Annotated in this window: 28 protein-coding genes and 1 tRNA gene; 10 read left to right on the top strand and 19 right to left on the bottom strand. The window is 55.6% G+C overall.

Annotated features, from left to right (window positions below):
* Positions 1-23 precede the first annotated feature (23 nt).
* Positions 24-2,711 (bottom strand): aconitate hydratase AcnA, encoded by a 2,688-nt coding sequence (gene acnA / locus L1065_RS01415; protein ID WP_237093660.1) that lies wholly within the window; start codon positions 2,709-2,711, stop codon positions 24-26.
* Positions 2,712-2,943: 232 nt separating this feature from the next.
* Between acnA and L1065_RS01410 the strand changes: the two genes are divergently transcribed.
* Positions 2,944-3,630 carry a thioredoxin family protein gene (locus tag L1065_RS01410; protein ID WP_237093659.1) on the top strand — a complete coding sequence of 229 codons (687 nt, stop codon included), beginning with the start codon at positions 2,944-2,946 and terminating at the stop codon, positions 3,628-3,630.
* 21 nt (positions 3,631-3,651) lie between these two features.
* On the opposite strand, the gene L1065_RS01405 is transcribed toward L1065_RS01410, so the two are convergent.
* From L1065_RS01405 to purB, 8 genes are all read right to left on the bottom strand, one after another.
* Positions 3,652-4,539, bottom strand: a complete 888-nt coding sequence (locus L1065_RS01405; RefSeq protein WP_237093658.1) for a lysophospholipid acyltransferase family protein — start codon at positions 4,537-4,539, stop codon at positions 3,652-3,654.
* 9 nt (positions 4,540-4,548) lie between these two features.
* Positions 4,549-5,199: a nitrile hydratase subunit alpha gene (gene nthA, locus L1065_RS01400; RefSeq protein WP_237093657.1), complete on the bottom strand. Its 651-nt coding sequence runs from the start codon at positions 5,197-5,199 to the stop codon at positions 4,549-4,551.
* On the bottom strand, positions 5,189-5,479 hold the full coding sequence (locus L1065_RS15800) for an SH3-like domain-containing protein (RefSeq protein ID WP_255765967.1): 291 nt from the start codon (positions 5,477-5,479) through the stop codon (positions 5,189-5,191). The genes nthA and L1065_RS15800 overlap by 11 nt, the downstream gene beginning before the upstream one ends.
* On the bottom strand, positions 5,476-5,811 hold the full coding sequence (locus L1065_RS15795; protein WP_255765964.1) for an SH3-like domain-containing protein: 336 nt from the start codon (positions 5,809-5,811) through the stop codon (positions 5,476-5,478). Before L1065_RS15795 ends, L1065_RS15800 begins: the two co-directional genes overlap by 4 nt.
* Before the next feature lie 60 nt (positions 5,812-5,871).
* On the bottom strand, positions 5,872-6,933 hold the full coding sequence (locus L1065_RS01390; RefSeq protein ID WP_237093656.1) for a FliG C-terminal domain-containing protein: 1,062 nt from the start codon (positions 6,931-6,933) through the stop codon (positions 5,872-5,874).
* Positions 6,934-7,012: 79 nt separating this feature from the next.
* The gene (locus L1065_RS01385; protein WP_237093655.1) at positions 7,013-7,549 is read right to left on the bottom strand and encodes a tetratricopeptide repeat protein; all 537 of its coding nucleotides are present in this window, start codon (positions 7,547-7,549) and stop codon (positions 7,013-7,015) included.
* 125 nt (positions 7,550-7,674) lie between these two features.
* Positions 7,675-7,836 carry a carbohydrate-binding module family 14 protein gene (locus tag L1065_RS01380; RefSeq protein ID WP_237093654.1) on the bottom strand — a complete coding sequence of 54 codons (162 nt, stop codon included), beginning with the start codon at positions 7,834-7,836 and terminating at the stop codon, positions 7,675-7,677.
* Between the two features lie 125 nt (positions 7,837-7,961).
* Complete coding sequence (gene purB / locus L1065_RS01375; protein ID WP_237093653.1) at positions 7,962-9,263, bottom strand: adenylosuccinate lyase; 1,302 nt, start codon at positions 9,261-9,263, stop codon at positions 7,962-7,964.
* A gap of 75 nt (positions 9,264-9,338) precedes the next feature.
* On the opposite strand from purB, the gene L1065_RS01370 reads away from it, so the two are divergent.
* The 3 genes from L1065_RS01370 (at position 9,339) to L1065_RS01360 (ending at position 10,756) form a co-directional block, all read left to right on the top strand.
* Positions 9,339-9,686, top strand: coding sequence for a hypothetical protein (locus L1065_RS01370; protein WP_237093652.1), 348 nt, complete (start codon positions 9,339-9,341; stop codon positions 9,684-9,686).
* Between the two features lie 5 nt (positions 9,687-9,691).
* Complete coding sequence (locus tag L1065_RS01365) at positions 9,692-10,078, top strand: DUF6314 family protein (RefSeq protein WP_237093651.1); 387 nt, start codon at positions 9,692-9,694, stop codon at positions 10,076-10,078.
* Positions 10,079-10,150: 72 nt separating this feature from the next.
* On the top strand, positions 10,151-10,756 hold the full coding sequence (locus L1065_RS01360) for a biotin transporter BioY (RefSeq protein WP_237093650.1): 606 nt from the start codon (positions 10,151-10,153) through the stop codon (positions 10,754-10,756).
* Between the two features lie 98 nt (positions 10,757-10,854).
* Here L1065_RS01360 and L1065_RS01355 read toward each other — a convergent pair whose 3' ends face one another.
* The 3 genes from L1065_RS01355 to dddP form a co-directional block, all read right to left on the bottom strand.
* Positions 10,855-12,066 carry a bifunctional alpha/beta hydrolase/OsmC family protein gene (locus L1065_RS01355; protein ID WP_237093649.1) on the bottom strand — a complete coding sequence of 404 codons (1,212 nt, stop codon included), beginning with the start codon at positions 12,064-12,066 and terminating at the stop codon, positions 10,855-10,857.
* Positions 12,067-12,266: 200 nt separating this feature from the next.
* Complete coding sequence (locus tag L1065_RS01350) at positions 12,267-13,061, bottom strand: lytic transglycosylase domain-containing protein (protein ID WP_237093648.1); 795 nt, start codon at positions 13,059-13,061, stop codon at positions 12,267-12,269.
* Between the two features lie 90 nt (positions 13,062-13,151).
* Positions 13,152-14,495 carry a dimethylsulfonioproprionate lyase DddP gene (gene dddP / locus L1065_RS01345; protein ID WP_237093647.1) on the bottom strand — a complete coding sequence of 448 codons (1,344 nt, stop codon included), beginning with the start codon at positions 14,493-14,495 and terminating at the stop codon, positions 13,152-13,154.
* A 111-nt stretch (positions 14,496-14,606) separates the two neighbouring features.
* Between dddP and L1065_RS01340 the strand changes: the two genes are divergently transcribed.
* Together L1065_RS01340 and L1065_RS01335 are read left to right on the top strand one after the other, a co-directional pair.
* Complete coding sequence (locus L1065_RS01340; protein ID WP_237093646.1) at positions 14,607-15,281, top strand: DUF3445 domain-containing protein; 675 nt, start codon at positions 14,607-14,609, stop codon at positions 15,279-15,281.
* Positions 15,278-15,838 (top strand): hypothetical protein, encoded by a 561-nt coding sequence (locus L1065_RS01335; RefSeq protein WP_237093645.1) that lies wholly within the window; start codon positions 15,278-15,280, stop codon positions 15,836-15,838. The genes L1065_RS01340 and L1065_RS01335 overlap by 4 nt, the downstream gene beginning before the upstream one ends.
* 68 nt (positions 15,839-15,906) lie before the next feature.
* On the opposite strand, the gene L1065_RS01330 is transcribed toward L1065_RS01335, so the two are convergent.
* The 4 genes from L1065_RS01330 to L1065_RS01315 form a co-directional block, all read right to left on the bottom strand.
* Positions 15,907-16,104 (bottom strand): hypothetical protein, encoded by a 198-nt coding sequence (locus L1065_RS01330; protein ID WP_237093644.1) that lies wholly within the window; start codon positions 16,102-16,104, stop codon positions 15,907-15,909.
* 185 nt (positions 16,105-16,289) lie between these two features.
* The gene (gene glnA, locus L1065_RS01325) at positions 16,290-17,699 is read right to left on the bottom strand and encodes a type I glutamate--ammonia ligase (RefSeq protein WP_237093643.1); all 1,410 of its coding nucleotides are present in this window, start codon (positions 17,697-17,699) and stop codon (positions 16,290-16,292) included.
* Between the two features lie 41 nt (positions 17,700-17,740).
* Positions 17,741-18,079 carry a P-II family nitrogen regulator gene (locus tag L1065_RS01320; RefSeq protein ID WP_237093642.1) on the bottom strand — a complete coding sequence of 113 codons (339 nt, stop codon included), beginning with the start codon at positions 18,077-18,079 and terminating at the stop codon, positions 17,741-17,743.
* Between the two features lie 198 nt (positions 18,080-18,277).
* On the bottom strand, positions 18,278-18,808 hold the full coding sequence (locus tag L1065_RS01315; RefSeq protein WP_237093641.1) for a Hint domain-containing protein: 531 nt from the start codon (positions 18,806-18,808) through the stop codon (positions 18,278-18,280).
* Positions 18,809-19,020: 212 nt separating this feature from the next.
* Between L1065_RS01315 and L1065_RS01310 the strand changes: the two genes are divergently transcribed.
* The 3 genes from L1065_RS01310 (at position 19,021) to L1065_RS01300 (ending at position 20,955) form a co-directional block, all read left to right on the top strand.
* Positions 19,021-19,105, top strand: a tRNA-Leu gene (locus L1065_RS01310).
* Between the two features lie 23 nt (positions 19,106-19,128).
* Positions 19,129-20,460 (top strand): trigger factor, encoded by a 1,332-nt coding sequence (tig, locus tag L1065_RS01305; protein ID WP_237093640.1) that lies wholly within the window; start codon positions 19,129-19,131, stop codon positions 20,458-20,460.
* A 141-nt stretch (positions 20,461-20,601) separates the two neighbouring features.
* On the top strand, positions 20,602-20,955 hold the full coding sequence (locus L1065_RS01300; protein WP_237093639.1) for a hypothetical protein: 354 nt from the start codon (positions 20,602-20,604) through the stop codon (positions 20,953-20,955).
* A gap of 57 nt (positions 20,956-21,012) precedes the next feature.
* On the opposite strand, the gene rplI is transcribed toward L1065_RS01300, so the two are convergent.
* From rplI to rpsF, 3 genes are read right to left on the bottom strand one after another with little or no spacing between them, the layout of a single operon-like run.
* Entirely contained in the window at positions 21,013-21,651 is a 639-nt protein-coding gene (gene rplI / locus L1065_RS01295; protein WP_237093638.1) for a 50S ribosomal protein L9, read from the bottom strand.
* An 11-nt stretch (positions 21,652-21,662) separates the two neighbouring features.
* Positions 21,663-21,890: a 30S ribosomal protein S18 gene (rpsR, locus tag L1065_RS01290; protein ID WP_093361330.1), complete on the bottom strand. Its 228-nt coding sequence runs from the start codon at positions 21,888-21,890 to the stop codon at positions 21,663-21,665.
* Positions 21,891-21,910: 20 nt separating this feature from the next.
* Complete coding sequence (rpsF, locus tag L1065_RS01285) at positions 21,911-22,267, bottom strand: 30S ribosomal protein S6 (RefSeq protein WP_237093637.1); 357 nt, start codon at positions 22,265-22,267, stop codon at positions 21,911-21,913.
* Positions 22,268-22,554: 287 nt separating this feature from the next.
* Here rpsF and L1065_RS01280 point away from each other — a divergent pair, with 287 nt between their 5' ends.
* Entirely contained in the window at positions 22,555-23,109 is a 555-nt protein-coding gene (locus L1065_RS01280; protein ID WP_237093636.1) for a hypothetical protein, read from the top strand.
* Positions 23,110-23,205: the final 96 nt, after the last annotated feature.

Here is a 23,205-nt window from a genome sequence, read left to right as displayed (position 1 = left end):
TTGTCGTTTCGTGGTGAGGCGCTTTAGGCCGCTTTGGCCAGATTGCGCAGCACGTAATGCAGCACGCCGCCGTTTTCGATGTATTCAATCTCGATCATTGTATCGATGCGGCACTTCAGAGTGATCTGTTTGGTGCTGCCATCGGCCATGGTGATCGTGGCTGGAACCTCTTGAAGGGGTTGGATGGTGTCCAGGCCGTGGATTGCTACGGTTTCATCGCCTGTCAGACCAAGCGATTTACGTGTGTCGCCGCCCGTGAACTCAAAGGGGATAACGCCCATGCCAACGAGGTTCGAGCGGTGGATCCGCTCAAAGCTTTCTGCGATCACGGCTTTGACGCCCAGAAGCGCTGTACCTTTGGCCGCCCAGTCACGCGACGAGCCTGCGCCGTATTGTTCACCACCGAAGATGACCAGCGGTGTGCCCTGTTCCTGGTATGCCATGGCGGCATCGAAGATCGAAGTTTGCTGTCCGTCGGGACCTTTTGTGTAGCCACCTTCAACGCCGTCCAGCATCTCGTTTTTGATGCGGATGTTGGCGAAGGTGCCGCGCATCATCACCTCGTGGTTGCCGCGGCGCGACCCGTAAGAGTTGAATTCACGCACAGGCACCTGACGGTCCATCAGATACTGACCTGCAGGTGTTGTGTCTTTGAACGAACCTGCGGGGCTGATGTGGTCAGTTGTGATCATATCGCCCAGAACAGCCAGCACTTTGGCGCCTTCGATGTTTTCGATCTTCTTGGTGTCCATCGTGATACCCTGGAAATACGGCGGGTTTTGCACGTAGGTCGATGTCGGCGGCCAGTCGTAGGTTTTTTCTTCCGTGGTCTCAACGCTTTGCCATTTTTCGTCGCCTTTGAAGACGTCGGCGTATTTCTCAAGGAACGCATCGCGAGTCACGGTCTGTTCAACCAGTTCGGCGACTTCCTGGCTGGTGGGCCAGATGTCTTTGAGGAAGACATCGTTGCCGTCTTTGTCCTGACCGATGGCATCTGTGGCCAAGTTAATGTCGAGCGTACCTGCCAGCGCATAGGCCACAACAAGGGGCGGCGAGGCCAGATAGTTGGCGCGCACGTCGGGTGAAATCCGCCCTTCAAAGTTACGGTTGCCCGACAGAACGGAGGTTGCGACCAGATCGCCCTCGGCGATTGCGTCTGACAGCTCTTTTTGGATGGGGCCCGAGTTGCCGATACAGGTTGTGCAGCCGTAGCCGACAAGGTTGAACCCGATTTTGTCCAGATCGTCTTGCAAGCCAGCGGCTTCAAGGTAGGCCGACACAACTTGCGAGCCCGGTGCCAGAGATGTCTTGACCCATGGCTTGCGGTCCATTCCCAAGGCGGCCGCTTTGCGCGCAACAAGGCCCGCGCCGATCATGACGTAAGGGTTGGATGTGTTGGTGCATGATGTGATCGAGGCGATCACGACCTTGCCGCTTTCCATAGTGTAGTCTTCACCAGCGACAGCCACTTCTTTGCCCATGGGGCGTTTGAAGGTTTCTTCCATTTCGCGGCGGAATGCGGTCTGGCCTTCGGTCAGGGCAACGTAATCCTGCGGACGCTTTGGACCCGAAATCGCGGGAACGATCGTGCCCATATCTAGGTGCAGCGTGTCGGTGTAGACAGGTGCGTAATCGTCGCCGCGCCAGAAGCCATTTTCCTTGGCGTAGGCTTCGACCAGTGCAATGCGGTCCATCTCGCGGCCTGTGGTTTTCAGGTAGCGCAGGGTTTCGTTATCGATCGGGAAGAAGCCACATGTTGCGCCGTATTCGGGTGCCATGTTGGCGATTGTGGCACGGTCGGCCAGTGGAAGTTTGTCCAGACCGGCGCCGTAAAATTCGACGAATTTGCCCACAACGCCTTTTTCGCGCAGCATCTCGACAACCTTCAGCACAAGGTCGGTGCCTGTGGTGCCTTCCATCATTTCGCCTGTCAGTTCAAAGCCCACAACCTCGGGGATCAGCATGGAAATCGGCTGGCCAAGCATTGCGGCTTCGGCTTCAATCCCGCCAACACCCCAACCAAGCACTGCAGCGCCGTTCACCATGGTGGTGTGGCTGTCCGTGCCCACAAGCGTATCAGGGTAGGCCACATTCGCGCCGTTCTGATCTACGTCGGTCCAAACGGTTTGGGCCAGATACTCAAGGTTCACCTGGTGACAGATGCCCGTTCCGGGGGGCACAACGCGGAAGTTGTCAAATGCCTTTTGGCCCCACTTGAGGAAGGTGTAGCGTTCCATGTTGCGTTCATATTCGCGGTCGACGTTCATCTGGAACGCGCGCGGGTTGCCGAATTCGTCGATCATAACAGAGTGGTCAATGACCAGATCAACAGGGTTCAGCGGGTTGATCTTTTCAGGGTCACCGCCCAAAGCCACCAGACCATCGCGCATCGCAGCCAGATCCACCACGGCAGGCACGCCTGTGAAGTCCTGCATCAAAACGCGGGCAGGGCGGTAGGCGATTTCGCGGGGGTTCTTGCCGCCTTTGGCGCCCCACTCGGCGAAGGCTTTGATGTCATCCACAGTCACCGTTTTGCCATCTTCAAACCGCAGCATGTTTTCCAGCACCACCTTCAGGGCAGCTGGAAGTTTGCTGAAATCACCCAGACCGGCCGCTTGGGCTGCGGGGATCGAATAATAGGCGATCTCCTGATCTCCGACTTTCAGCGTTTTGCGGGTTTGGGCGCTATCTTGTCCTACGACGATGGTCATGGCGGTCCTTTCAGATGGCTACATGTAGAAAAATGAATATCTTGGGGGCGGTGTAGCCCTGCTTTGCCCCTACGATCAATGGCAAATGGTGGCCCTGCGTCACTTTTGTATACCGTTGCACACATTTTTTATGCGCGATTGTAACAAAAGGCCGAAAAGCCTCGCAAAACCTTGATTGGCAGCCTGGTCCTTGATGGCCTATCTATGAGGCAACACAGATTTGGAAACCGATATGCGCGCTCTTACCCTCGCCTTTGCTCTGGCTCTTTTCCCACTCGCGGCTTTGGCGGATGATCATCCTGTGGTGCTGGAACTGTTTACCTCGCAGGGCTGTTCCAGCTGCCCGCCTGCGGACAAATTGTTGCATGAGCTTGCGGACCGCGACGATGTGATCGCGCTGGCACTGCATGTCGATTACTGGGACTACATCGGTTGGAAAGATGTCTTTGCCAACCCCGCCTTTACCGAACGACAAAAGGGCTATGCCCGTGCCGCGGGCTCGCGCTCAATCTATACACCGCAGATGGTGATTGGCGGTAGTGATCACGTGGTAGGCTACAAACCGATGAAAGTGGCCGAAATGCTGCGCAAACATTCGGAATTGCAAGAGGTCGTATCGGTCTCGATCGACCGCGACGGGGCAGCGCTTAACATCGCCGCCCGCACGGATGCCCCGCAGGATATGGTGGTTCATTTGGTGCGTTATCAACCGTCTGAAACCGTGGATATCAAACGCGGTGAAAACCGTGGTAAGACGTTTGAATACGCAAATATCGTGCGCGAATGGCATGTGCTTGAGACATGGGACGGCCAAGCCGATCTGACACTTCAAGCCGATGTCGACGGGGACATGCCCATCGTCGTGCTGGTGCAAAAATCAGAGAGCGGCGCTGTGCTTGGTGCTGCACGGCTGCGTTAACTTCGCGCTACAATTTATTGATTATATGATATTTTTCCAGCGCCTGTGAATCCAGAACCATTGCGCGGGGTCGTCTTGCACGCGGGCTTCCAACCGGTGTGAAAGCGCCTGCATAACTTGCTCTGGCGTATCGCCGTCAACAGGGCGTTCCAGAACGACCCGAAAGCTATGACCATCCGCTTGGCGGATACCGAAAAACGGGATAACCACCGCATCGAACTTCTGTTTCAATTCGCCTGCCGTGGTCGCGGTAAGTGTCGGCTGCCCCATAAATTGCAGCTCGGCACCTTCATAGTCAAAAATATCGAACAGCAATACCAACGCACCGCCCGCACGCAGGTGTTTGACAAACCCGCGCGTGCCACGCGGACCTTGCTCAAACACGGGTCCGCTGACATCTGTCATTGTTTTTACATAATGCTCGTTAAAAAACGGATTTCGCATCGGGCGATACAACCCGCCAATGTTAAACCCTTGTTTATGCAACAAGATCCGCGGCACCTCATGATTACCAAAATGGCCCGTCATCAACAAAACCGGGCGGCCTTCGGCTTGGGCCGCCTGTAACGCGGCCAAACCTTCGCCTTCGATCTGGGCGCCTGTGATATGTCGCTCCAGATCATTGCCCGAGTAGTTTTCAATAATGGTGCGCCCTGCGTTATTACAGGCTGCCTTGGCCAATGATCTACGCCTGGCCGCAGACATGTCGGGATAGACCAGCGCAATGTTGCGTTCCGCGCGCTTGCGATACCCGGCCACCCGCGCGATGCCCCCCGATACAATCCAGCCCATCAAACGCACGCGCTGCTTGAACGGGATCAATCGCAAACCACCGATCAATCCACGCAAAACACGGTCAATCAGCCATTCGCTTAGGGTGCCGCGGTGTTGGGGTGTGCTTGTAGCCATGGCGAGCGTTTAAAACGCCGCGGCGTCCAAGGGAAGGCCTGTTCCGATCATGCTGTCGCGGGTGACCAATGCGGCCAACGCGTCTGCATCCATATGCTCTGTGCCCTCGGGGCGGGCAGGGATCACGATATAGCGCATATCGGCGGTGCTATCATGCACACGCACCTCCACATCAGGCGGCAGGAGGACACCGAACTCGGCCAGAACACTGCGCGGTTCACGGACCGTGCGACTGCGGTAAGCGCGGGTTTTATACCAATCGGGCGGCAGCCCAAGCAAATTGCGCGGATAGCAACTGCACAGGGTGCACACGATGATGTTGTGCAGCTGTGGGGTGTTTTCAACCGCGATTAATTTCATCGGGCCGATGTCAAAGCCCATCTTGCGCGTCGCCTCTGATGCGTCCGCCAGCAAGTCGCGCCGAAAATCGGGGTCTGTCCAGGCACGTGCCACCACTTTGGCGCCATCGCTTGGGGACCGCGCATCCATCGCCTCGATCTGTCTGGCAATCTCAGATGACGTTGTCACACCTTTTTCGACAAGCAATTCCCGAACGGCAATTTCCATGCATTGCCAGTAGCTTAGCGCGCCGTCATTGTCTGTTCGATACGGGTGTCCTGATGCGGACACCCCATTATCGTGGGGGTGGTCATGTGGCATGGTGGCGTGTCCTTGGGGTTGGCGCAGGCTCTAACCAATGCTCATAGATCTCTGCTTCGATGGTATCGCTGGCCGCTTCGCAATCTGGCCCCCAAACCTCGGACATCGTAAAGCGCACACGCCGCAACAGGGTAGGGGTGCCATCATGCCCGTAGGCCAGCTCTTCGGGGTTGCCAAATGGGCCAAGGCTACGTTCGATCACACCCGTTTTGCCGCGCAGGTAGGCAGGGGTGCGCACATGTCCGGGGGGCGCCCATGTTTTGACGCGGACATAGATCATGATGTGCGCTCTGGCGCGGCGGCCGTGGCATAGTCTGCCCCACGCCGCGCGACCTGTTCCATTTTTGCTGCCAGTTCCGCCACGCTATAGCTGCCCGCTTCCAGCAAGTTCTGGTTCACAGATGCGATCCAGCGTTCGTAATAGCTCATCGTTTCAAACGCATCCGGCCCCATATCTTCCAGCACGCGGCGCAGGCCGTCGACGGTAAACAATCCTTTGCTGGAACACAGCACCATCAGCGCATCCACGCGCTTTTCCCACAGCGCAAAATCGTGCTGCGCTATATCGATTGTGCCCGCTTCATCGCCACCCATATCGTGCCAACGCTTCATGGTGTGCCTTTCACCTTGCTCACGGTGAAAAGCGTAGGCGAGCCGACGCTGTCCCGCAAGTCAGTTTGGCGTGTCCTGCTCAACCCGCAATACGATTTCGCCTGTGGACTCTAACGCGCGTATGGCCGCGACAACCTCGCCCATCGCGGCCTCGCCGGCATCCTCTTTGATATTCCCAAGTTCGGCCATCTCGTCACGGATACCTTGGGACAGGCGTTTTGACATATTGTCCAAAATGAAGTTTGCAGGCCCCTCCATATTGCTTTGCATCGCGGCTTGCAGGGCCACCGCCAAAACATCTGCTGCCACATCTTTGGTCACTTTTGGCACGTCGCGGTCGGTCAGGCGCGCGGGGATATTTTCGAAGGTAAAGATGGACTTGCGGACCTGTTCGGCCAGGTCCTTGTCCTCTTCGTCCAACCCCACCAAGACATCGTCGCGGGTGCGCGCCTGGCTGAAATTCAGGATCGCGCCCATACGCTCGATCGGGTCATCGTCAAACGCCGTTTCAGGTGTATTGTCGATCTGATCGATGAGGGCTTGGCCAATGATGGCCACCGATTGCGGGGATACGGTTTTTGTCAGCGACATGGCAAAGGTGATCTTGCGCGCGCGCGACCCTGCCATCTTGCCAAGCAATTCCGCCGCGCGGGCAACGCTGAGCTTGGACAGGATAACGGCTGCAACCTCAATGCTTTCGCATTCCACAAGCGGCAAAAGCACTTCGGGATCCAACGTCGTCAAACGCTCCCACGGGTCGGCCGTGTCACCACCGCTGGCATCACGCTTCATCTGTTCGGCAAGGGCGGGGTCAATCTTGCCGCCCAAAACCTCCAAGGCGCCCATGATCCCGCCCTGAAAGGATACGCCGATGCGGTCCAACGCGTTTAGGAATTCCTCGACCACAGCGGCAACAGTGCTGCGATCGACATGAGACATCTGTGCCATCTGTTGCATCAGTTGTGCCTGGCTGTGCGCATCCAGCTTATCAAGCGAGAGATCCACACCTTCGGCCAACAAGAACCGCACCACCACGGCTGCCTTTTCGCGCGAGGTCAAAGCCTGCGGCCCAGAAACCGCAGGGGCAATACGCGTAGCAGTGTCGGCAACCAGCTGTGTCATCCCGTGCCCTTAAAGTCCCATCCAAAGGTGGGTATCGCACGAAATTATGAAGAAGCTGCTAAAGATCGAACTTTAACGATCAGTACGCAAACCCCTGACCGTTTTCGATGGCCAACCGCAAAGATACCTCTGGCCAACTGCCGCGGCCGCCTCTTGTGCGGATTTCGGTCAGTTGAGCTGCGGCCAGTTCAACAGCGCCGGTTTCCACAAAGGCCTGACCCATATAGGACCGCGCTGCAAGGTTATCGGGGTTGATCGACAATGCCTGCTTATAGAACGTCATCGCATCCTCCATCCGCCCTTCTTTGCGGGCGGTGAACCCCATATAGGTCAACACGCGATCGCTGTCGGCCTCATCCATGGCTTCAAGGGCGGCACGCGCATCTGCAAAACGGCCATGATAGGCCAATTCGCGTGCGTTTTCATAAAGGGCATCAGGGCTCAGGCTGCTTTCTTTGATCTCTTCACAGCTTTGCGTATCCGCGTTCCACACAGTGCCTGTGGCACATTCGGTTGTTGTATTGGTTTGTGTCGGTGGTGTGGATGTTTCGCCGCCGGCGGCAAAAAGGACAGTCGGGCCGATCAAAGCGGCGGCAGTCAGAAGGGCGAAGCGCATGATGAATTCCTTTTCCTGTATGCCGATAAAGTAGTCTGGTCTGCGATAAACCAAGGGTGCAGACAAGAAAAAGGCACTGGCTTATGTTCAGCCAATGCCTTTTTCACTTCGCATTCCCAGTGTGGTTAGCTGGTTGTCGACGGCACACATGCGCCTTGGTCGGCATCCCAACTTGTCCCTTCCGCACACGACATCTGGGCCGTGTGCCCATCACTGCATCCCATCGCAAACCCGAAGGTGGGCACAACGGCCAAGGCGAGGGCGGCAAGGATCGTCTTCATCTTCATGTTGGCTCTCCTTTATTACGTAGAGGTAAGGTAGCACGGGTTTTGAATATGTCCAAACGGCCACCACGGTCAGAGGATTTTTCTGAAAAAATCCTGCGCCCGAAGAGTGTTCTTGAACACTCTTCTTAGCCGAACACCCGCTTGAAAATCGTATCGACGTGCTTGGTGTGATAGCCCATGTCGAATTTTTCATTGATCGCATCGACGCCAAGCGCTTGGACCACATCTGCGTCAGCCAGCAGCTCCTCGCGGAAATCCGTGCGATGTTCCCAGACCTTCAGCGCATTGCGTTGCACCATTGTGTAGGCGTCTTCGCGGCTGACACCCGCTTGGGTCAAGGCCAGCAGAACCCGCTGGCTCATCACCAAACCGGGGAACTTGTTCATGTTGTCCAGCATATTGTCGGGGAAGATCAGCATCTTATCGATAACGCTGGTCAGGCGGGCCAAGGCGAAATCCAGCGTAATCGTGGTGTCAGGGCCGATGTTGCGTTCAACCGAGCTGTGCGAGATATCGCGCTCGTGCCAGAGCGCCACGTTCTCCATCGCAGGCACAACCGCCATGCGCACCACGCGGGCCAGACCTGTCAGGTTTTCGGTCAGCACGGGGTTTTTCTTATGCGGCATCGCGCTTGAGCCCTTTTGGCCCATGCTGAAAAACTCCGCACCTTCCAGAACTTCGGTGCGTTGCATGTGACGGATTTCGGTGGCGACGTTTTCAATGCTGCTGGCCACAACGCCAAGAGTTGCAAAGAAAGCGGCGTGACGGTCGCGGGGAATCACTTGGGTGCTGATCGGCTCTGGGTTTAGACCAAGCTGCGCACAGACATGCTCTTCGACGCGCGGATCGATATTGGCAAATGTGCCGACCGCACCGCTGATGGCACCCGTCGCAATCTCGTCGCGGGCCACTTTCAGGCGGGCGAGGTTGCGGTCCATTTCCGCGTAGAACCGTGCAAATGTCAGCCCCATTGTCGTAGGCTCGGCGTGGATGCCGTGGCTGCGCCCGACGCGCACGGTGTCTTTGTGCTCGATCGCGCGGCGCTTCAACGCGGCCAGCAACCCTTCCATATCCTTGATCAAGATATCGGAGGCCCGCACAAGCTGGACGTTGAAACAGGTGTCCAACACATCCGAACTTGTCATCCCCTGATGGACGAAACGCGCTTCCTCTGATCCCACATGCTCGGCCAGATGGGTCAGAAATGCGATCACGTCATGCTTGGTCACGGCTTCAATCTCGTCGATGCGGTCGACATCGAATTCCACATCTTTGGCTTTCCAAACGGCTTGCGCGTTCTCGCGCGGGATCACGCCAAGATCAGCCATGGCATCACAGGCGTGGGCCTCGATCTCGTACCAGATTTTGAACTTGGTCTGCGGCGACCAGATAGCGACCATTTCGGGGCGGGAATAGCGAGGAATCATGAGCTTTGGGCCTTTCGTCTGCGGTTGCGGCCTCTTAAACTGCGTGGTGACTATGAACAAGAGAGCGCGCCCGAAATGAGACACCTTGCCCTGATCGCAGCCTTTGTTTGCGGGCCTGCCTTGGCCCATGTCGGTGGCCACTGGCAAACCTTTACGGGCGATGAAATCAAATATATGCTCAACGATCGTCAACTGACCTACACGACGGGCGGCGCGCAGGTGTTCTACAGCTCGGGGCGCACGCTTTTTAATGCGGGCCAAGAGTCGTGGGGCACTTGGGAGGTGCGGGGCGATCAGTATTGCAGCCAGTGGCCCCCCGGCGATCAATGGGACTGCTACACCATTCAGGGCGATTTCGAGAGCGGCGGCGTGCGCTTTATCGCACCAGATGGCAGCTATACCGAAGGGTATCCGCCGCGGTGATTGCATTGACCGATTTTGCAGGCAGGTGGGCGATTGACCGTGAGGTGATACACGACAACGGCCAGACCATGCAGGCCCAAGGCACCGCGACCTTCACACCCGATGATGGCGGGCTGGCCTATTACGAAACGGGCCAGATGCACATGGACGGGCTGGCCCCGCTGACATTTGAGCGGCGCTACCGCTTTGGCCCGGATCTATCGGTTTATTTTGAGGATGGTCGCTTCTTTCATCACATCCCCGCAGGTGGGGGCAGGGCGCATCATCACTGTGCGCCCGATGATTATAACGTCACCTACACCTTCACATCTGCCACCGAATGGAGCGCCGTCTGGCAGGTCAGTGGGCCCAAAAAGGGGTATAAGATGACAACGCGCTACACCCGCCGTTAGCGCTTAGCGCTTGCGTATCGGCTTTTCGCTTGGTTAAACGGAGGCAAGATAACCAAATGTGGAGACCGACCCATGAGCATTGCTCTGAACGACAAAGCGTTGACCGAGGCCTTTGGCCCGACCGAAGGCACAAGCCTGCGCATCAAACAAGCCATTCTCGTGGTTCTTGGCATCGCCGCTCTGGCCATCGCCGCAAAAATCAAAATCCCGATGTTCCCGTCGCCTGTGCCAATCACACTTGGCACATTTGCTGTCCTGACCATCGGCGTAACATACGGGCCCCGTCTGGGTCTGGCGACAATCATGGGCTATATGATCATCGGCGCGCTTGGCTTTGACGTGTTCGCATCCTCGTCGGCTGAAGCAAACGGCATCAGCTACATGATGGGCGGCACTGGCGGCTACCTGTTGGGCTATGTTGCTGCAACGCTCTATCTGGGCTACGCGGCCCGCCGCGGTCTTGACCGTTCGATCGAAGGCATGGGCGGCGCGCTTTTGGTGGCAAACGCGCTGATCTACGTGCCTGGCGTTTTGTGGTTGCACCAGTTCACAAGCGGTTGGGCGCAGACAATGGAATGGGGCCTGACACCTTATGTCATCGGTGACCTGATGAAGCTGGCACTGGCAGCCCTGTTGATCCCCTCCCTGTGGAAGCTGGTCGGCAAAGCCCGCGGCTAAACCACTTCGATATGCGAACAAAAGGTGCCATTCGTGGCACCTTTTTTTATGCAAGAGAGCGGCGGCGTCATGTTTGGCGTCTGGTAGCGATTGTCACATCAGGCCAGTACGGTCTCGATCCGACTGCTGTGTTCCAGCGTCTTGTGAACGGGGCACTTATCTGCAATCTCAAGCAACCTTTGGCGCTGTTCAGCGCTCAGATCGCCGTGCAGGTGGATTTCGCGGCGGAAGTTGTCAATCCGCACCCCTGTGGCCGTTTCTGAATCCTGGGCGTGCATTTTGTCATGGGTCACATCGACAAAAATATGATCCAGCGGCCAGCCTTTGCGACGCGCATACATGCGGATCGTCATAGAGGTGCAGGCCCCAAGACCTGCTGCCAGAAATCCGTAGGGCGACATGCCCAGATCGGTTCCGCCGTAGGCCATCGGTTCATCGGCGCGCACATGATGTTTTGGCCCGCTTTGAACGTCCTGCAAAAAGCCCTTGGGATCAGCCTCTGACACGCGCGTGATGCCTTCTGGCACACCGATGGGTGGGGCAGGCGGGCGCAGGTTGAGGTATCTTTTTACCCACGCGCTGATCACTTCGGCTGCGTATTCCGCATCGTCTTTTCGGGTGATCAAATGGTCTGCGTCATCCAGCGTGACGAAGCTTTTGGGGTGTTTGGCGGCTAAAAAGATTTCAGACGCGTTCGAGATGCTAACCGTTTCATCCAAAGGTGCGTGCATGACCAGCAAGGCTGCTTTGAGGTTCGAGATAGCAGGCGTCAACGCGCCCTGCGCCACATCGTCGAGAAACTGTTTGCCGATCGTAAAGGGCCGTCCCCCAAGGGACACTTGTGCAATGCCTTTTTCGATAATCTCGGGCAGGGCGTCTGCGAAATTATGGGTCACGTGTTCGGGATCAAACGGTGCGCCAAGCGTGACCACTGCCTTCAATGTGGCGATCTCGGGCGCGGCTTTCAAAACGGCGGCACCGCCAAGCGAATGACCAATCAGAAGGGACGGCGCCATGTCGCGCCCCGCCAGATAGCGGCTGGCGGCCAACAAGTCTTGGACGTTCGAGGTGAAATTGGTGTTTTCAAATTCGCCTTCGGAATGGCCGAGCCCTGTGAAATCAAACCGTAAAACCGCGATGCCCATAGCCGACAGCCGCGCTGCGATCCGACGAGCTGCGGGAATGTCTTTGGAACAGGTAAAGCAATGGGCAAACAGCGCCGTTGCGAGGTGGTCGCCGTCCGGTAAATCCAGCCGTGCGGCAAGTTTTTGGCCCGAGTGGCCTTCGAATGTGATGCGTTCAGTGGTCATGTGACAGGGCCTTTGTTGTTGCCCTCTACATCGGGCAGGCCCCGCTTGTGCGCAAGGATCGTGACAAAGCTGTCACGCGATGGTGAGGCCTTGCAACACTTCATGCGCACGAAGATATCTCTGTGCGCGCCTGTCCCCGCGGGGACAAAAGGTTAACTTAACCCTTTGTTAAGGTTAATTAATCCCAGAGGTGCGGAGGTTTATCCGTCAATCCGTTTGCCCATGATGGCGATCGCTTTTTGATAAACACCCGCGGCATTCCAAGCCTGAATAACTTTGAAATTCGGCTCGCCTTCTTGATAGCCTTTGCCCTTGCGCCACCCTTTGCCTGCCAGAAAATTCGCTGTGCTTGCCAGAGCATCCGCTTGGTTGGTCAGATCAATGCGCCCATCTCCATTTCCGTCCACACCGTATTTGAGCGCATTGCCGGGCAAAAACTGCGTATGCCCCAACTCGCCATGTTTGGCCCCGATTGCCGAGGCACTTATGATCCCCTTGTCGACCATTTTCAGCGCAGCAATGGCGTGGGGGCGGAAGAAATCCGAACGGCGGCAATCATAGGTTAAGGTGTTAATTGCGCTGACAACATTGGTGTCGCCCATAAACCCGCCAAACCCTGTTTCCATCCCGTGAATGGCAATGATGACGCCCGCGGGCACACCGTATTTGCGCTCAAGTGCTGCGTAGAAGTCGGCGTTGCGGGCTTTGCGTTTGCGCCCTTGGGCCACGATGGTATCGCCACCGCGCACTTGCCAGAACCGCTCAAACGTCAACTTAAACGATTTTTGATTGCGGTCCGCCTTGATCGTCCCTGTTGAGTATGTGGTGTTGGCCAAAGCCTGCAAGCCACGCGCGCCTACACCTGCCTTTTGGGCTTCAGCGGCGAATGCAGCTTTCCATGCGCCATAGCCAGAGCTGGTGTTGCCACATGCAGCAGCATGGGCCGCAACGGGGGCCACAGATATTATCAGAGCAGTAAAGATTGGCTTAAGCATGGTTAACCCTCCACGGAAAACTGGTTAGCCGTGATCGTAAAGAGGGCCGCGGCCCATGACCAGCCGTTTATTCGCGTAGGCAAAATGGGGTCAGGTTTCGCCCATCAGGTCAGGGTCAAATGGGTAGGTCGTCAGGTTTTCGAACCCGTTTTCGGTAATCAGTACCTGATCTTCCAATTTGATCGAAAAATCACCGCCCACTTCACCAACGAGCGCCTCTACACAAATCACCATTCCCGCTTCCAGTTCGTGATCAAACGCCCCTTCGACCATTTTATCGGGATAGGCCACCAGCGGCCATTCATCGCAAAGTCCGACCCCATGCATCAGGCAGCCATATTTTAATGCCTGGTATTTGTCGTGCAAAACATGAGTGTTGCGCGACAAATCCTGAATATTCACCCCCGGGCGCAGCATTTGCATGTTGGTCTGTATATGTTCGACCCCGTGCTTCATCGCTTCGATCATGTCAGGGCGGGGCTTATCGGGGCCAATCCACCAAGAGCGGCTCATATCGATACAAATCCCGTAAGACCCAATCAGATCGGTATCAAAGCTGATTACTTCGTTTTTTTGCGTGATGCGTGGGCCGCATTCCTGAAACCATGGATTTGTCCGCGGACCCGACGCCAAAAGGCGCGTTTCAATCCATTCACCACCTCGTTTGATGTTTTCGGCGTGCAGAACGGCCCATATGTCATCTTCGCTACACGTGCCATTGCCCGCATTGGCACGCGCGAAATCCTCCATCGCTTTGACGGCCGTTTCGCACGAATGATTGGCACAGCGCATGGCCAGAATTTCGTCAGGTCCCTTGATCGATCGGGCGTGTTCGGTAACCTCTTCGCCTTCCATCACTTCAAAGCCGCGCGCCTCCAAAGCGCGCAATCCGTCGACCATAATCTTATCAACCGCCAAACGCATGTTCGTGCCCGCATGATCGCGCATCACATCCTTGATTTGGTCAGCGAAATCAGAAGCGGCCTGCAAGCCTTTGTTTCCATTTGAAAAATAGAACATGGATGCACCGCTGCGTTGTTCTTTCACCAGCGGATTGAATTCACTTAGGAACGGCGAATTCTTGTAGTCCCATATCACCATATAGCCATCCGCGCACAGTAGGACCGCGCGGAACGGATTATGTGTGTTCCATAGCTGCATGTTCGTGCTGTCTGTCGCATAACGAATGTTGAGCGGGTCGAACATCAACAATCCACCATAACCGCGATCGACGATATGTTGCGTCAGTCGCTTGTGACGAAAGGCGCGCATGGCTTGTAGATCAGGCAGTTGAAGACCCGCGGCTTCCCATTCTGAAAAGGCCAGTTGGGTTGGTCCAATTTCGATGCGTTCGTTGTCGTTAGGTGTGTTGTCCCCCAACGTTGCCCCGCAGCTTGGGTCAATCTTGCGCGTGTCACGGTAATGCTGGTTCATCTTTGTGGTTCCATATGCTTTTATCACTCAAGGTGAGTGGGTAAGCAGCGCAAGTCATGTTGGTTTCCGACAGGACGATGCCGCAATAAGACGGGAAGGGCGCGACAGCAGATGTCGCTTTTGACATATCAAAACCAGATCCCGTGGATCGCTGCTGCGCAAAGGCCGCTGCCTGGTGTGCAGCCTTTGGGCGACCTTCCTTGGCTGATAAGGGGCGATGATTATGCGGTTCAGATGACCGAGCGCGCGCGTCTGATACGGGACCACTTTGGTGATGTGGCCGCGCAAACCGATCTGGGATCTAGCGCCGTAGATGAGTTGAAAAGCCTTGTTATCAATGCGGTAGGGCATGACGCTGATGTAAATGATGCCGCGCCACTGGCGTCTTTAGCGCTGCTGGCGCAAGAGGATTTTTGCATTTTGGTGAAACAGGGTGCACAGCATGTTTTGGCGGCTGCACTGGTGTGCTTTCCTGCCAGCTGGCAGTTAAAGGAAAAAATGGGCAAGCCAATGACAGATATTCACGCCCCCGTCGAAAGCTATGCGCCCGTTGCGCAGCGTGTCGAGCGGTTGTTTGACGGGGTGCAGGTCGGGCGCCCTTTGTGGCGGGCCAATGTTTTGTGGTATGAAGATCCTGCGTTGTTTCAGCCCCGTTCGGTCAGCCAACCCCGCCGCATGCCTGATTGTAAGGCGCGGTTTTTGCGATCCGAGCGTCAGGTTATCTTGCGGTTGCCTGAAACGCGCGCAGTGGTGTTTTCAATTCGGACCAAGGTGGTGCCCGTATGAGACGATTTGTGAGCATTGGTCTTTGTATGCTTCTGGCCACGTCAGCGCTGGCCGACAACAGGCGTGCCGCTATGGCCGCGCAGATTGAGGCGGCAGGGCGCAACGAGGCCCCTGCAAAACGGCATGCCGTTGAAATCGACGGCTGCATAATGACCACCTTTGTCTGGAAGCCTTACAAAACACACGGGTTTCAGCTTTGGTCGTCATGGCGCATTGATTTGCGAGGGCTTGATCCGGCTGAAAGCTTCGGGACAACACAGAACCGGTTTTTGATTGAAAAACAGTTTGTTGCGGATGGTCAGCTGCCGATGGACCCAAGTGTGCGCATCTTTTTACGCGCCTCTGCGGGATGGATGTTTCGCCATGAAATCCCGATGTCGCGCGCCCCGGTGGCCCCGTATCAGACCAGCCCGCGCGAGGGCGTAGAGGACTATGTTTACCAAGACAAGAACGGCCTGATGATTTGGATGCAAGGCCCTGATGTGGTTGAGAAAGCGCAGGCCTTTACCGAAGGGTTAATCCAATACCGCGCGGATTATTGCCAGCTTATCGGATAAAAAAACCCGCGATGCACAAGGGATGCACACCGCGGGTGACAGTCTAGGGGGAGATGAAACCTTTGAGACTAGCAGGGGCTACAGATCATTTGATGCCGCAGGCGCTGTTCCATTGAGGGTTTGGCAGCGCGCGGTGTGCCGAGGCGAAAACGGATTTCTGACCAGCCGCCATTGCCGCGTTTGCGCAGCGAAATGGTTTGCAACCGTGTGGGTTTGGGCGCCACGCGGCGCGGAACAACGGGTTGGTTGATATTTAGCTGTGTCATTTTGAACCTCATACTATTCGATGATCCCTGATTAGAGGGCGAATTGGGAACAATTTGGGTCAAAATGTGGAATTGTTTTGTTTCTTTATCCGCAACAATCTTATGCAGGGGCATTTGGGGGCAGGGACAACAGCAAAACAAAAAGGGCGCTCCGAAGAACGCCCTTTTCTATAATTGTGCGCTGATTAGCAGCTGTAGTAGAGTTTGAATTCCACAGGGTGTGGTGTGTGCTCGTACTGGATCAGCTCTTCCATTTTCAGCTCAACGTAACCGTCGATCTGGTCTTTGGTGAACACATCGCCAGCCAGCAGGAATTCGTGATCTTCTTCCAATGCTTCGAGTGCTTCGCGCAGGCTGCCGCAGACCGTTGGGATGCCAGCCAGCTCTTCTGGTGGCAGGTCGTAGAGGTCTTTGTCAGAGGCCGCACCCGGATCGATCTTGTTCTTGATGCCGTCAAGGCCAGCCATCAGCAGGGCTGCAAAGCACAGGTATGGGTTAGCTGCGGGATCAGGGAAACGCGCTTCGACGCGCTTGGCCTTGGGCGATTCTGCCCATGGAATACGCACACAACCCGAGCGGTTACGCGCCGAGTAGGCCCGCAGAACAGGAGCTTCAAAGCCTGGGATCAAACGCTTGTAGCTGTTTGTCGACGGGTTGGTGAACGCGTTCAACGCTTTGGCGTGCTTGAGGATACCACCTATGAAATACAGCGCCTCTTGGCTCAGATCGGCGTATTTGTCGCCAGCAAAAAGCGGCTTGCCGTCTTTCCAGATCGACATGTTCACGTGCATGCCTGTGCCGTTGTCGCCTGCGATGGGCTTGGGCATAAAGGTTGCCGATTTGCCGTAGGCGTGGGCCACGTTGTGGATGACGTATTTGTATTTCTGCAGCTCATCGGCTTGCTTGGTCAGCGAACCAAAGATCAGGCCAAGCTCGTGCTGACACGATGCCACTTCGTGGTGGTGCTTGTCCACTTTCATGCCCATGCGCTTCATGGTCGACAGCATTTCGCCGCGGATGTCTTGCGCATCATCGATTGGGTTAACAGGGAAGTAACCGCCTTTGATGCCGGGACGGTGGCCCATGTTGCCCATTTCGTATTCTGTATCGCTGTTCCAGGATGCGTCTTGCGCGTCGATCTGGTAGGACACTTTGTTCATCTCAACCGAGAACCGCACGTCATCGAACAGGAAGAATTCAGCTTCTGGGCCAAAGAACGACTGATCGCCGATACCAGACGAGATCAGATAGGCTTCGGCTTTTTCGGCTGTGCCGCGTGGGTCACGGGCGTATGCCTCGCCTGTGTCGGGCTCTACGATCGAGCAGTGCAGGCAGAGTGTTTTTTCTGCATAGAAGGGGTCGATGTAGGCCGAGTTGGGATCGGGCATCAGTTTCATGTCGGATTCGTCGATCGATTTCCAACCCGCGATGGACGACCCATCGAACATGAAGCCACCGTCAAGAAAGTCTTCGTCTACTTCGTCATTGATGACGGTGACGTGCTGCAGCTTGCCGCGTGGGTCGGTGAAACGGATATCGACATATTCGATGTCTTCGTCCTTGATCATCTTTACGATGTCAGCGTTCGTGGTCATGTGTGTCATGCTCCCTTGGAATGAACTGAGAATTGAGGGGGTTAGATAGCTTCGTCGCCAGATTCGCCTGTGCGGATACGGATCGCTTGGGCAATGTCGGAGACAAAGATTTTGCCATCACCGATTTTGTCGGTTTTGGCGGCGTTGATGATCGCTTCGATTGCGGCGTCGGCCTGATCGTCGGCCAACACGACTTCGATTTTCACTTTGGGCAGGAAGTCCACGACATATTCGGCGCCGCGGTACAGTTCTGTGTGACCTTTTTGACGACCAAACCCTTTGACTTCGATGACCGAAAGGCCCTGAACGCCAACATCCTGAAGGGCTTCTTTCACCTCGTCCAACTTGAACGGTTTGATGATCGCTTCGATCTTTTTCATGGCCACGACTCCCTTGGCGTAAACGTATTGGGAAAGGGCAGACCATGTTCGGTCAGGGGCGACAATGCGAGGCGAGGATTGCCTGTTTTTTGAGCACCGACTTTTCGCTATAATGCACAAAAAATAAGCATAATGCTGGAAATTGACGCAAAAAAAGAACGCACATTGTGCAAATCAGCGTAATTCTGCGTCAATCGTTCAGACTTGGACGGCCAATTCGGGTTGATGGCTGATCACTTCCATCCCGCTGGCATAGAGAATATGCGCACGCTCGAACCCAAGGCGGAACAGGATCAAGCGGGCATGTCCTGCCTTTTGAAGATATTCGCCATCGACCAGCCGATGTGCGGGCACAGCCACGCGGGGCGCACCGAAAACGGCCTTGGCGCGCCAATCGCGCAAATAGATGTTTTGACCCGCGGGCATCAGCATATCGCGCACGGGGCGCCCTTTGCCAAATGCGCCGGCCGCAATTTTGATCATGTCGCTGCGCACCGAGATTTTTTGAATGATCTCGAGCCGCGCCATACCGCTGTCGCGGGTAATGACACGGTCGCCCACCTCAAGAAACTCGACAGGGATCATCCCATCGGCGGTCATAATGTCGGTTCCGGCTGTAAAGCCGTGTTGGTGAAGATATCGCGCCTGAACGCCCGCAGATGCCTTGCCAGTTTTCTGGTCAAGAACGGTTTGGTGTTCAGTTGCGCGCTCGGCCTTTTTCGGCTCCATTGCGCGTGTCCTGCTGTTTTTATTGCCTCAGTGGGTCTCATAATACCCTTAATAAAGCGTGATGTCTTGGAAAAAACGCGTTCATTTTTGACATGGGCGCGACAACGCGGGGGCGGGGGCGTGCGCGGCTTTGTGAATATAGCCAAAAAGGCGCAAAAAACGCCTGTTTTGCTCTCGCAATCCGCGGCGTGCTTTGCTACACGGCGCGCAACGCGGGTGTGGCGGAATTGGTAGACGCACCAGATTTAGGTTCTGGCGCCGCAAGGCGTGGGGGTTCAAGTCCCTTCACCCGCACCAAAGTTGTTGAAAAGGACGATAAAATGCAGGTCACCGAGACGCTGAACGAAGGCCTCAAGCGCGGCTATTCGATTGTGGTTCCCGCCACCGAGCTGGACGCAAAGGTCAACGAAAAGCTGGCCGAAGCGCAGCCCGAAGTTGAAATGAAGGGCTTCCGCAAAGGTAAGGTGCCGATGGCGCTGCTCAAAAAGCAGTTTGGCCCACGTATCCTCGGCGAAGCGATGCAAGAAGCCATCGACGGCGCGATGAACAAGCATTTTGAAGAAACAGGTGACCGTCCTGCGCTTCAGCCTGACGTCAAAATGACGAATGAAGACTGGAAAGAAGGCGACGACGTGCATGTTGACGTGTCGTACGAAAACCTTCCAACGATCCCAGAGGTCGATTTCTCGGACGTCACACTTGAGCGCATGGTTGTCAAAGCCGACGACGCTGCGGTGGACGAGGCGCTGGCGTCGCTGGCCGAAACGGCCCAGAATTTTGAAGACCGCAAAAAAGGCAGCAAAGCCAAAGATGGCGATCAGGTTGTTATGGACTTCGTGGGCAAGGTCGATGGCGAGGCCTTTGATGGTGGCTCTGCCGAAGATTATCCGCTGGTTCTTGGCTCCAACTCCTTCATCCCGGGCTTTGAAGAAGGTCTGGTTGGCGTGAAAGCGGGCGACGAAAAAGACGTAACCGTCAACTTCCCCGATGACTACCAAGCCGAGCATCTGGCTGGCAAAGAAGCCGTTTTCACATGCACGATCAAAGCTGTGAAAGAGCCGAAGGCCGCAGAAGTAAACGACGAAATGGCAACTAAATTCGGCGCCGAAGACCTGAACGCGCTGAAAGGCCAGATCGCCGAGCGTTTGGAAGCTGAATATTCGGGTGCAAGCCGCGCTGTTATGAAACGCGCTTTGTTAGATGCGCTGGACAGCAAGGTTGATTTCGAATTGCCACCAAGCCTTCTGGATGCCGAAGCGGGCCAGATCGCCCACCAACTGTGGCACGATGAAAACCCTGACGTCGAAGGCCATGATCACCCCGAGATCGAAGCCACAGACGAGCACAAAGAGCTTGCAGCCCGCCGTGTCCGTCTGGGTCTTTTGCTGGCAGAGGTTGGTCAAAAGGCAGAGGTTGAAGTGACCGACGCTGAAATGACCCAAGCCATTATGAACCAAGCACGCCAGTACCCTGGCCAAGAGCGTCAGTTCTTCGAGTTTGTTCAGCAAAACCAGCAGATGCAGCAGCAGATGCGCGCACCAATTTTTGAGGACAAGGTTGTCGATATGATTATCGAACAGGCCACTGTAACCGAAAAAGAAGTGAGCAAAGAAGAGCTGCAAAAAGCGGTTGAAGCGCTCGACGAAGAGTAATCGTCACCGCTGATGCGTTTTTGAAAGCCGCTCTCTTAACCGAGGGCGGCTTTTTTCATGCCCGAAGCACGCCCTGTCGACTGTCGTAGGTATTTTTTCAACAATGAAGTTGCTAGGCCGAGCGCAGCAGAGGAGAATTTGATGAAAAAAGTGATTTTGTTTGCCCTGGTTTTGGCGGGCTGTGCGCCATCTTCGGCACGGTTGGAGCAGGCCAGTCAGGAACGCAGCAAGTCGATTGTGGTCGCGCAGCAAGAGTATCAGGCCCTGTATCTTAGCACGACCGGAATAATCTATATGAATAAGGCGACGGGGCTGACGCCGGGCGAAGAGATGGCAGCAGTTCGCGCAGGCGAAAACCCGTTTAGCCCCATCTCGATTGCCGAGGCACGCATGGCTGCTTTGGTCCTGACGCGGCGCGAAGAGGGGCGTGATTGCACGATCACCGATTTTGAGCAGAGCGCCGAAACGTTGGTCCGGTTGGAATTCCGCTGTTAGCACCAACGAAAAAAGCCGCCCCGAAAGGAGCGGCTTTTGTGTTTTGTTAACGATCGCTTACGCGTCGTCTTTGGTCTCTGCTTCGGCGTCATCTGCGGTTTCAACACCTGCAGCTTCGGCCAGATCATCATCGTCTTCAGCGGCAGCACCGATATCGTCAAAAAGCTCTGCGATTTCGAATTCTGCTTCTGCTTCCGCTTCGGCAGCCAGTTCCTGAATAGACTTACCGCTTGCTTGCAGCTCGGCCTCTTCTGTCGAACGGGCCACGTTCAATGTGATCGTGCATTCGACTTCTGGGTGCAGGCGCACTGTCAGATCATGCAGACCAAGGTTTTTGATCGGGTCGACCAGAGCGACTTGCTTGCGGTCAATGGTGAAACCTTCGGCGGTTGCCACATCAGCAGCGTCACGTGTTGTGACCGAACCGTAAAGCGCACCTGCATCCGATGCAGAGCGAATCACGATAAATTGCTGACCACCAAGCTTTTCAGCCATAGCTTCGGCTTCTTTCTTGGTTTCGAGGTTCTGAGCTTCAAGCTGTGCTTTTTGAGCTTCAAAGCCTTCGATGTTGGCTTTTGATGCTGTCAGGGCTTTGCCTTGGGGCAACAGGAAGTTGCGGGCGTAGCCTGGCTTGACGTCAACGACTTCACCCATCTGGCCCAGTTTGGCCACACGTTCGAGAAGGATAACTTGCATGTGCTTTCTCCTTACTTAACGGCGTATGGCAGAAGGGCGAGGAAGCGGGCGCGTTTGATGGCGCGGGCCAGCTCACGTTGCTTCTTGGCCGAAACAGCGGTGATACGGGACGGAACGATCTTACCGCGCTCGGAAATGTAGCGTTGCAGCAGACGTGTGTCTTTGTAGTCGATCTTTGGTGCGTTCTCGCCCGAGAAGGGGCACACTTTGCGACGGCGGAAAAATGGTTTGGTTGCCATGGTTTAGCTGTCCTTCTTGCTTACGAGCGACGTTCGCGGCGTTCGCCACGTTCTTCGCGTTTTTGCATTTGTACCGAAGGCAGTTCGGCGTGTTCGTCCACTTTGATCGTCAGCACGCGCATGACGTCTTCGTGCAAGCGCATCAGGCGTTCCATCTCTTGGACGGCAGCGGCTGGTGCATCAGAGCGCAGATAGGCGTAGTGGCCTTTGCGGTTCTTGTTGATTTTGTAAGCCATCGTTTTGACGCCCCAATATTCGTGATCAACAGCTTTGCCGCCGTTGTCCGAAAGGACTGTCGAAAAATGTTCAATGAGGGCTTCGGCTTGCGTGTTGGACAGGTCCTGACGCGCAATAAAGACATGCTCATACAAAGGCATGTAAGTCTCCAGTTTTTCTGGCGCACTTCAAAGGGCGGGCTTGGCTGCTGATCCCCACCCACGAGAGGTCACGCGGTTCAAATCTTTGATCAACAGAGCTGCCGTTTAGCGCGCCATGGGTGGTCGCGCAACCCTTCATTCGCGCGCAAAAGCGGGCATAAATCGTTCGCGTTTACGTTGAGGAAACAGTCCGTTTCGCAACTTTGTAGGCCCTTTGCCGCTTTTTTGCCCCTTTGTGCCATCAAACGTCATCTTGCAAACGACAACACCACGGGGACCACGGTTAAATGACCATCGCGAACAGCTTTGACAAATTTGACGCGCAGCCGATCCAGAGCGCCACTGGATTGCAGATCACGCATACGCCTTGGGGCATGATCCTGAAAGAGGCCCGCCTGTCCAACAATCGTGTGGTTGAACAGATCGCATCCGCGATGGTGGGGGGCGCGTTTATCATGGTGGCTCTGATGATGTTCTTTTCAACGGGGCTCGATAGCCAGTTTGCAATGACAGAGGTCAAGCTGGCCCTGACGGGGCTCTTTGGCATCATTGGCGCATTGCTGATCCGGTTTTCGCTGGATTCAGGGGCGATTAAAACCGAAGTGGATTTGGAACGCCGGGTGATCCGCATTTGCAAGGTCACGCCGAAACGCAAAGTTGTTGATCAGATCTTCATTGGTCAGATGGCGGATATCTTGGTTGTGCAAACACCCGAAGGGGCAGGGTTGGCGATTGAACGCGCCCATGGCGCGCGGGCAGACCTTCTGGCTGTGGGGACGCAGTATCAGATTGCCATGATTCACCAGCGCATCAGCGATGCCATGCCAGAGACGCACGTCTGATACCGTCTAACGCGTGTCTGCGCGCAAATGAACACGCAGTGTTGAACGCCGTGGAATTGCCTTTGAGCGAGTCGCGCTAAATACTTGGCGCATAAC

Source organism: Nereida sp. MMG025, assembly GCF_021654165.1.
In the GTDB taxonomy this organism is placed as follows: Bacteria; Pseudomonadota; Alphaproteobacteria; order Rhodobacterales; family Rhodobacteraceae; genus Nereida.
This window is presented reverse-complemented; position numbering and strand designations above follow the sequence as displayed.

Excerpts from the sequence above, each read along its gene's own strand:
- acnA (WP_237093660.1), bottom strand. The coding sequence starts at position 2,711 with ATGACCATCGTCGTAGGACAAGATAGCGCCCAAACCCGCAAAACGCTG.
- L1065_RS01410 (WP_237093659.1), top strand. The coding sequence starts at position 2,944 with ATGCGCGCTCTTACCCTCGCCTTTGCTCTGGCTCTTTTCCCACTCGCG.
- L1065_RS01405 (WP_237093658.1), bottom strand. The coding sequence starts at position 4,539 with ATGGCTACAAGCACACCCCAACACCGCGGCACCCTAAGCGAATGGCTG.
- nthA (WP_237093657.1), bottom strand. The coding sequence starts at position 5,199 with ATGCCACATGACCACCCCCACGATAATGGGGTGTCCGCATCAGGACAC.
- L1065_RS15800 (WP_255765967.1), bottom strand. The coding sequence starts at position 5,479 with ATGATCTATGTCCGCGTCAAAACATGGGCGCCCCCCGGACATGTGCGC.
- L1065_RS15795 (WP_255765964.1), bottom strand. The coding sequence starts at position 5,811 with ATGAAGCGTTGGCACGATATGGGTGGCGATGAAGCGGGCACAATCGAT.
- L1065_RS01390 (WP_237093656.1), bottom strand. The coding sequence starts at position 6,933 with ATGACACAGCTGGTTGCCGACACTGCTACGCGTATTGCCCCTGCGGTT.
- L1065_RS01385 (WP_237093655.1), bottom strand. The coding sequence starts at position 7,549 with ATGCGCTTCGCCCTTCTGACTGCCGCCGCTTTGATCGGCCCGACTGTC.
- L1065_RS01380 (WP_237093654.1), bottom strand. The coding sequence starts at position 7,836 with ATGAAGATGAAGACGATCCTTGCCGCCCTCGCCTTGGCCGTTGTGCCC.
- purB (WP_237093653.1), bottom strand. The coding sequence starts at position 9,263 with ATGATTCCTCGCTATTCCCGCCCCGAAATGGTCGCTATCTGGTCGCCG.
- L1065_RS01370 (WP_237093652.1), top strand. The coding sequence starts at position 9,339 with ATGAGACACCTTGCCCTGATCGCAGCCTTTGTTTGCGGGCCTGCCTTG.
- L1065_RS01360 (WP_237093650.1), top strand. The coding sequence starts at position 10,151 with ATGAGCATTGCTCTGAACGACAAAGCGTTGACCGAGGCCTTTGGCCCG.
- L1065_RS01355 (WP_237093649.1), bottom strand. The coding sequence starts at position 12,066 with ATGACCACTGAACGCATCACATTCGAAGGCCACTCGGGCCAAAAACTT.
- L1065_RS01350 (WP_237093648.1), bottom strand. The coding sequence starts at position 13,061 with ATGCTTAAGCCAATCTTTACTGCTCTGATAATATCTGTGGCCCCCGTT.
- dddP (WP_237093647.1), bottom strand. The coding sequence starts at position 14,495 with ATGAACCAGCATTACCGTGACACGCGCAAGATTGACCCAAGCTGCGGG.
- L1065_RS01340 (WP_237093646.1), top strand. The coding sequence starts at position 14,607 with ATGTCGCTTTTGACATATCAAAACCAGATCCCGTGGATCGCTGCTGCG.
- L1065_RS01335 (WP_237093645.1), top strand. The coding sequence starts at position 15,278 with ATGAGACGATTTGTGAGCATTGGTCTTTGTATGCTTCTGGCCACGTCA.
- L1065_RS01330 (WP_237093644.1), bottom strand. The coding sequence starts at position 16,104 with ATGACACAGCTAAATATCAACCAACCCGTTGTTCCGCGCCGCGTGGCG.
- glnA (WP_237093643.1), bottom strand. The coding sequence starts at position 17,699 with ATGACCACGAACGCTGACATCGTAAAGATGATCAAGGACGAAGACATC.
- L1065_RS01320 (WP_237093642.1), bottom strand. The coding sequence starts at position 18,079 with ATGAAAAAGATCGAAGCGATCATCAAACCGTTCAAGTTGGACGAGGTG.
- L1065_RS01315 (WP_237093641.1), bottom strand. The coding sequence starts at position 18,808 with ATGGAGCCGAAAAAGGCCGAGCGCGCAACTGAACACCAAACCGTTCTT.
- tig (WP_237093640.1), top strand. The coding sequence starts at position 19,129 with ATGCAGGTCACCGAGACGCTGAACGAAGGCCTCAAGCGCGGCTATTCG.
- L1065_RS01300 (WP_237093639.1), top strand. The coding sequence starts at position 20,602 with ATGAAAAAAGTGATTTTGTTTGCCCTGGTTTTGGCGGGCTGTGCGCCA.
- rplI (WP_237093638.1), bottom strand. The coding sequence starts at position 21,651 with ATGCAAGTTATCCTTCTCGAACGTGTGGCCAAACTGGGCCAGATGGGT.
- rpsR (WP_093361330.1), bottom strand. The coding sequence starts at position 21,890 with ATGGCAACCAAACCATTTTTCCGCCGTCGCAAAGTGTGCCCCTTCTCG.
- rpsF (WP_237093637.1), bottom strand. The coding sequence starts at position 22,267 with ATGCCTTTGTATGAGCATGTCTTTATTGCGCGTCAGGACCTGTCCAAC.
- L1065_RS01280 (WP_237093636.1), top strand. The coding sequence starts at position 22,555 with ATGACCATCGCGAACAGCTTTGACAAATTTGACGCGCAGCCGATCCAG.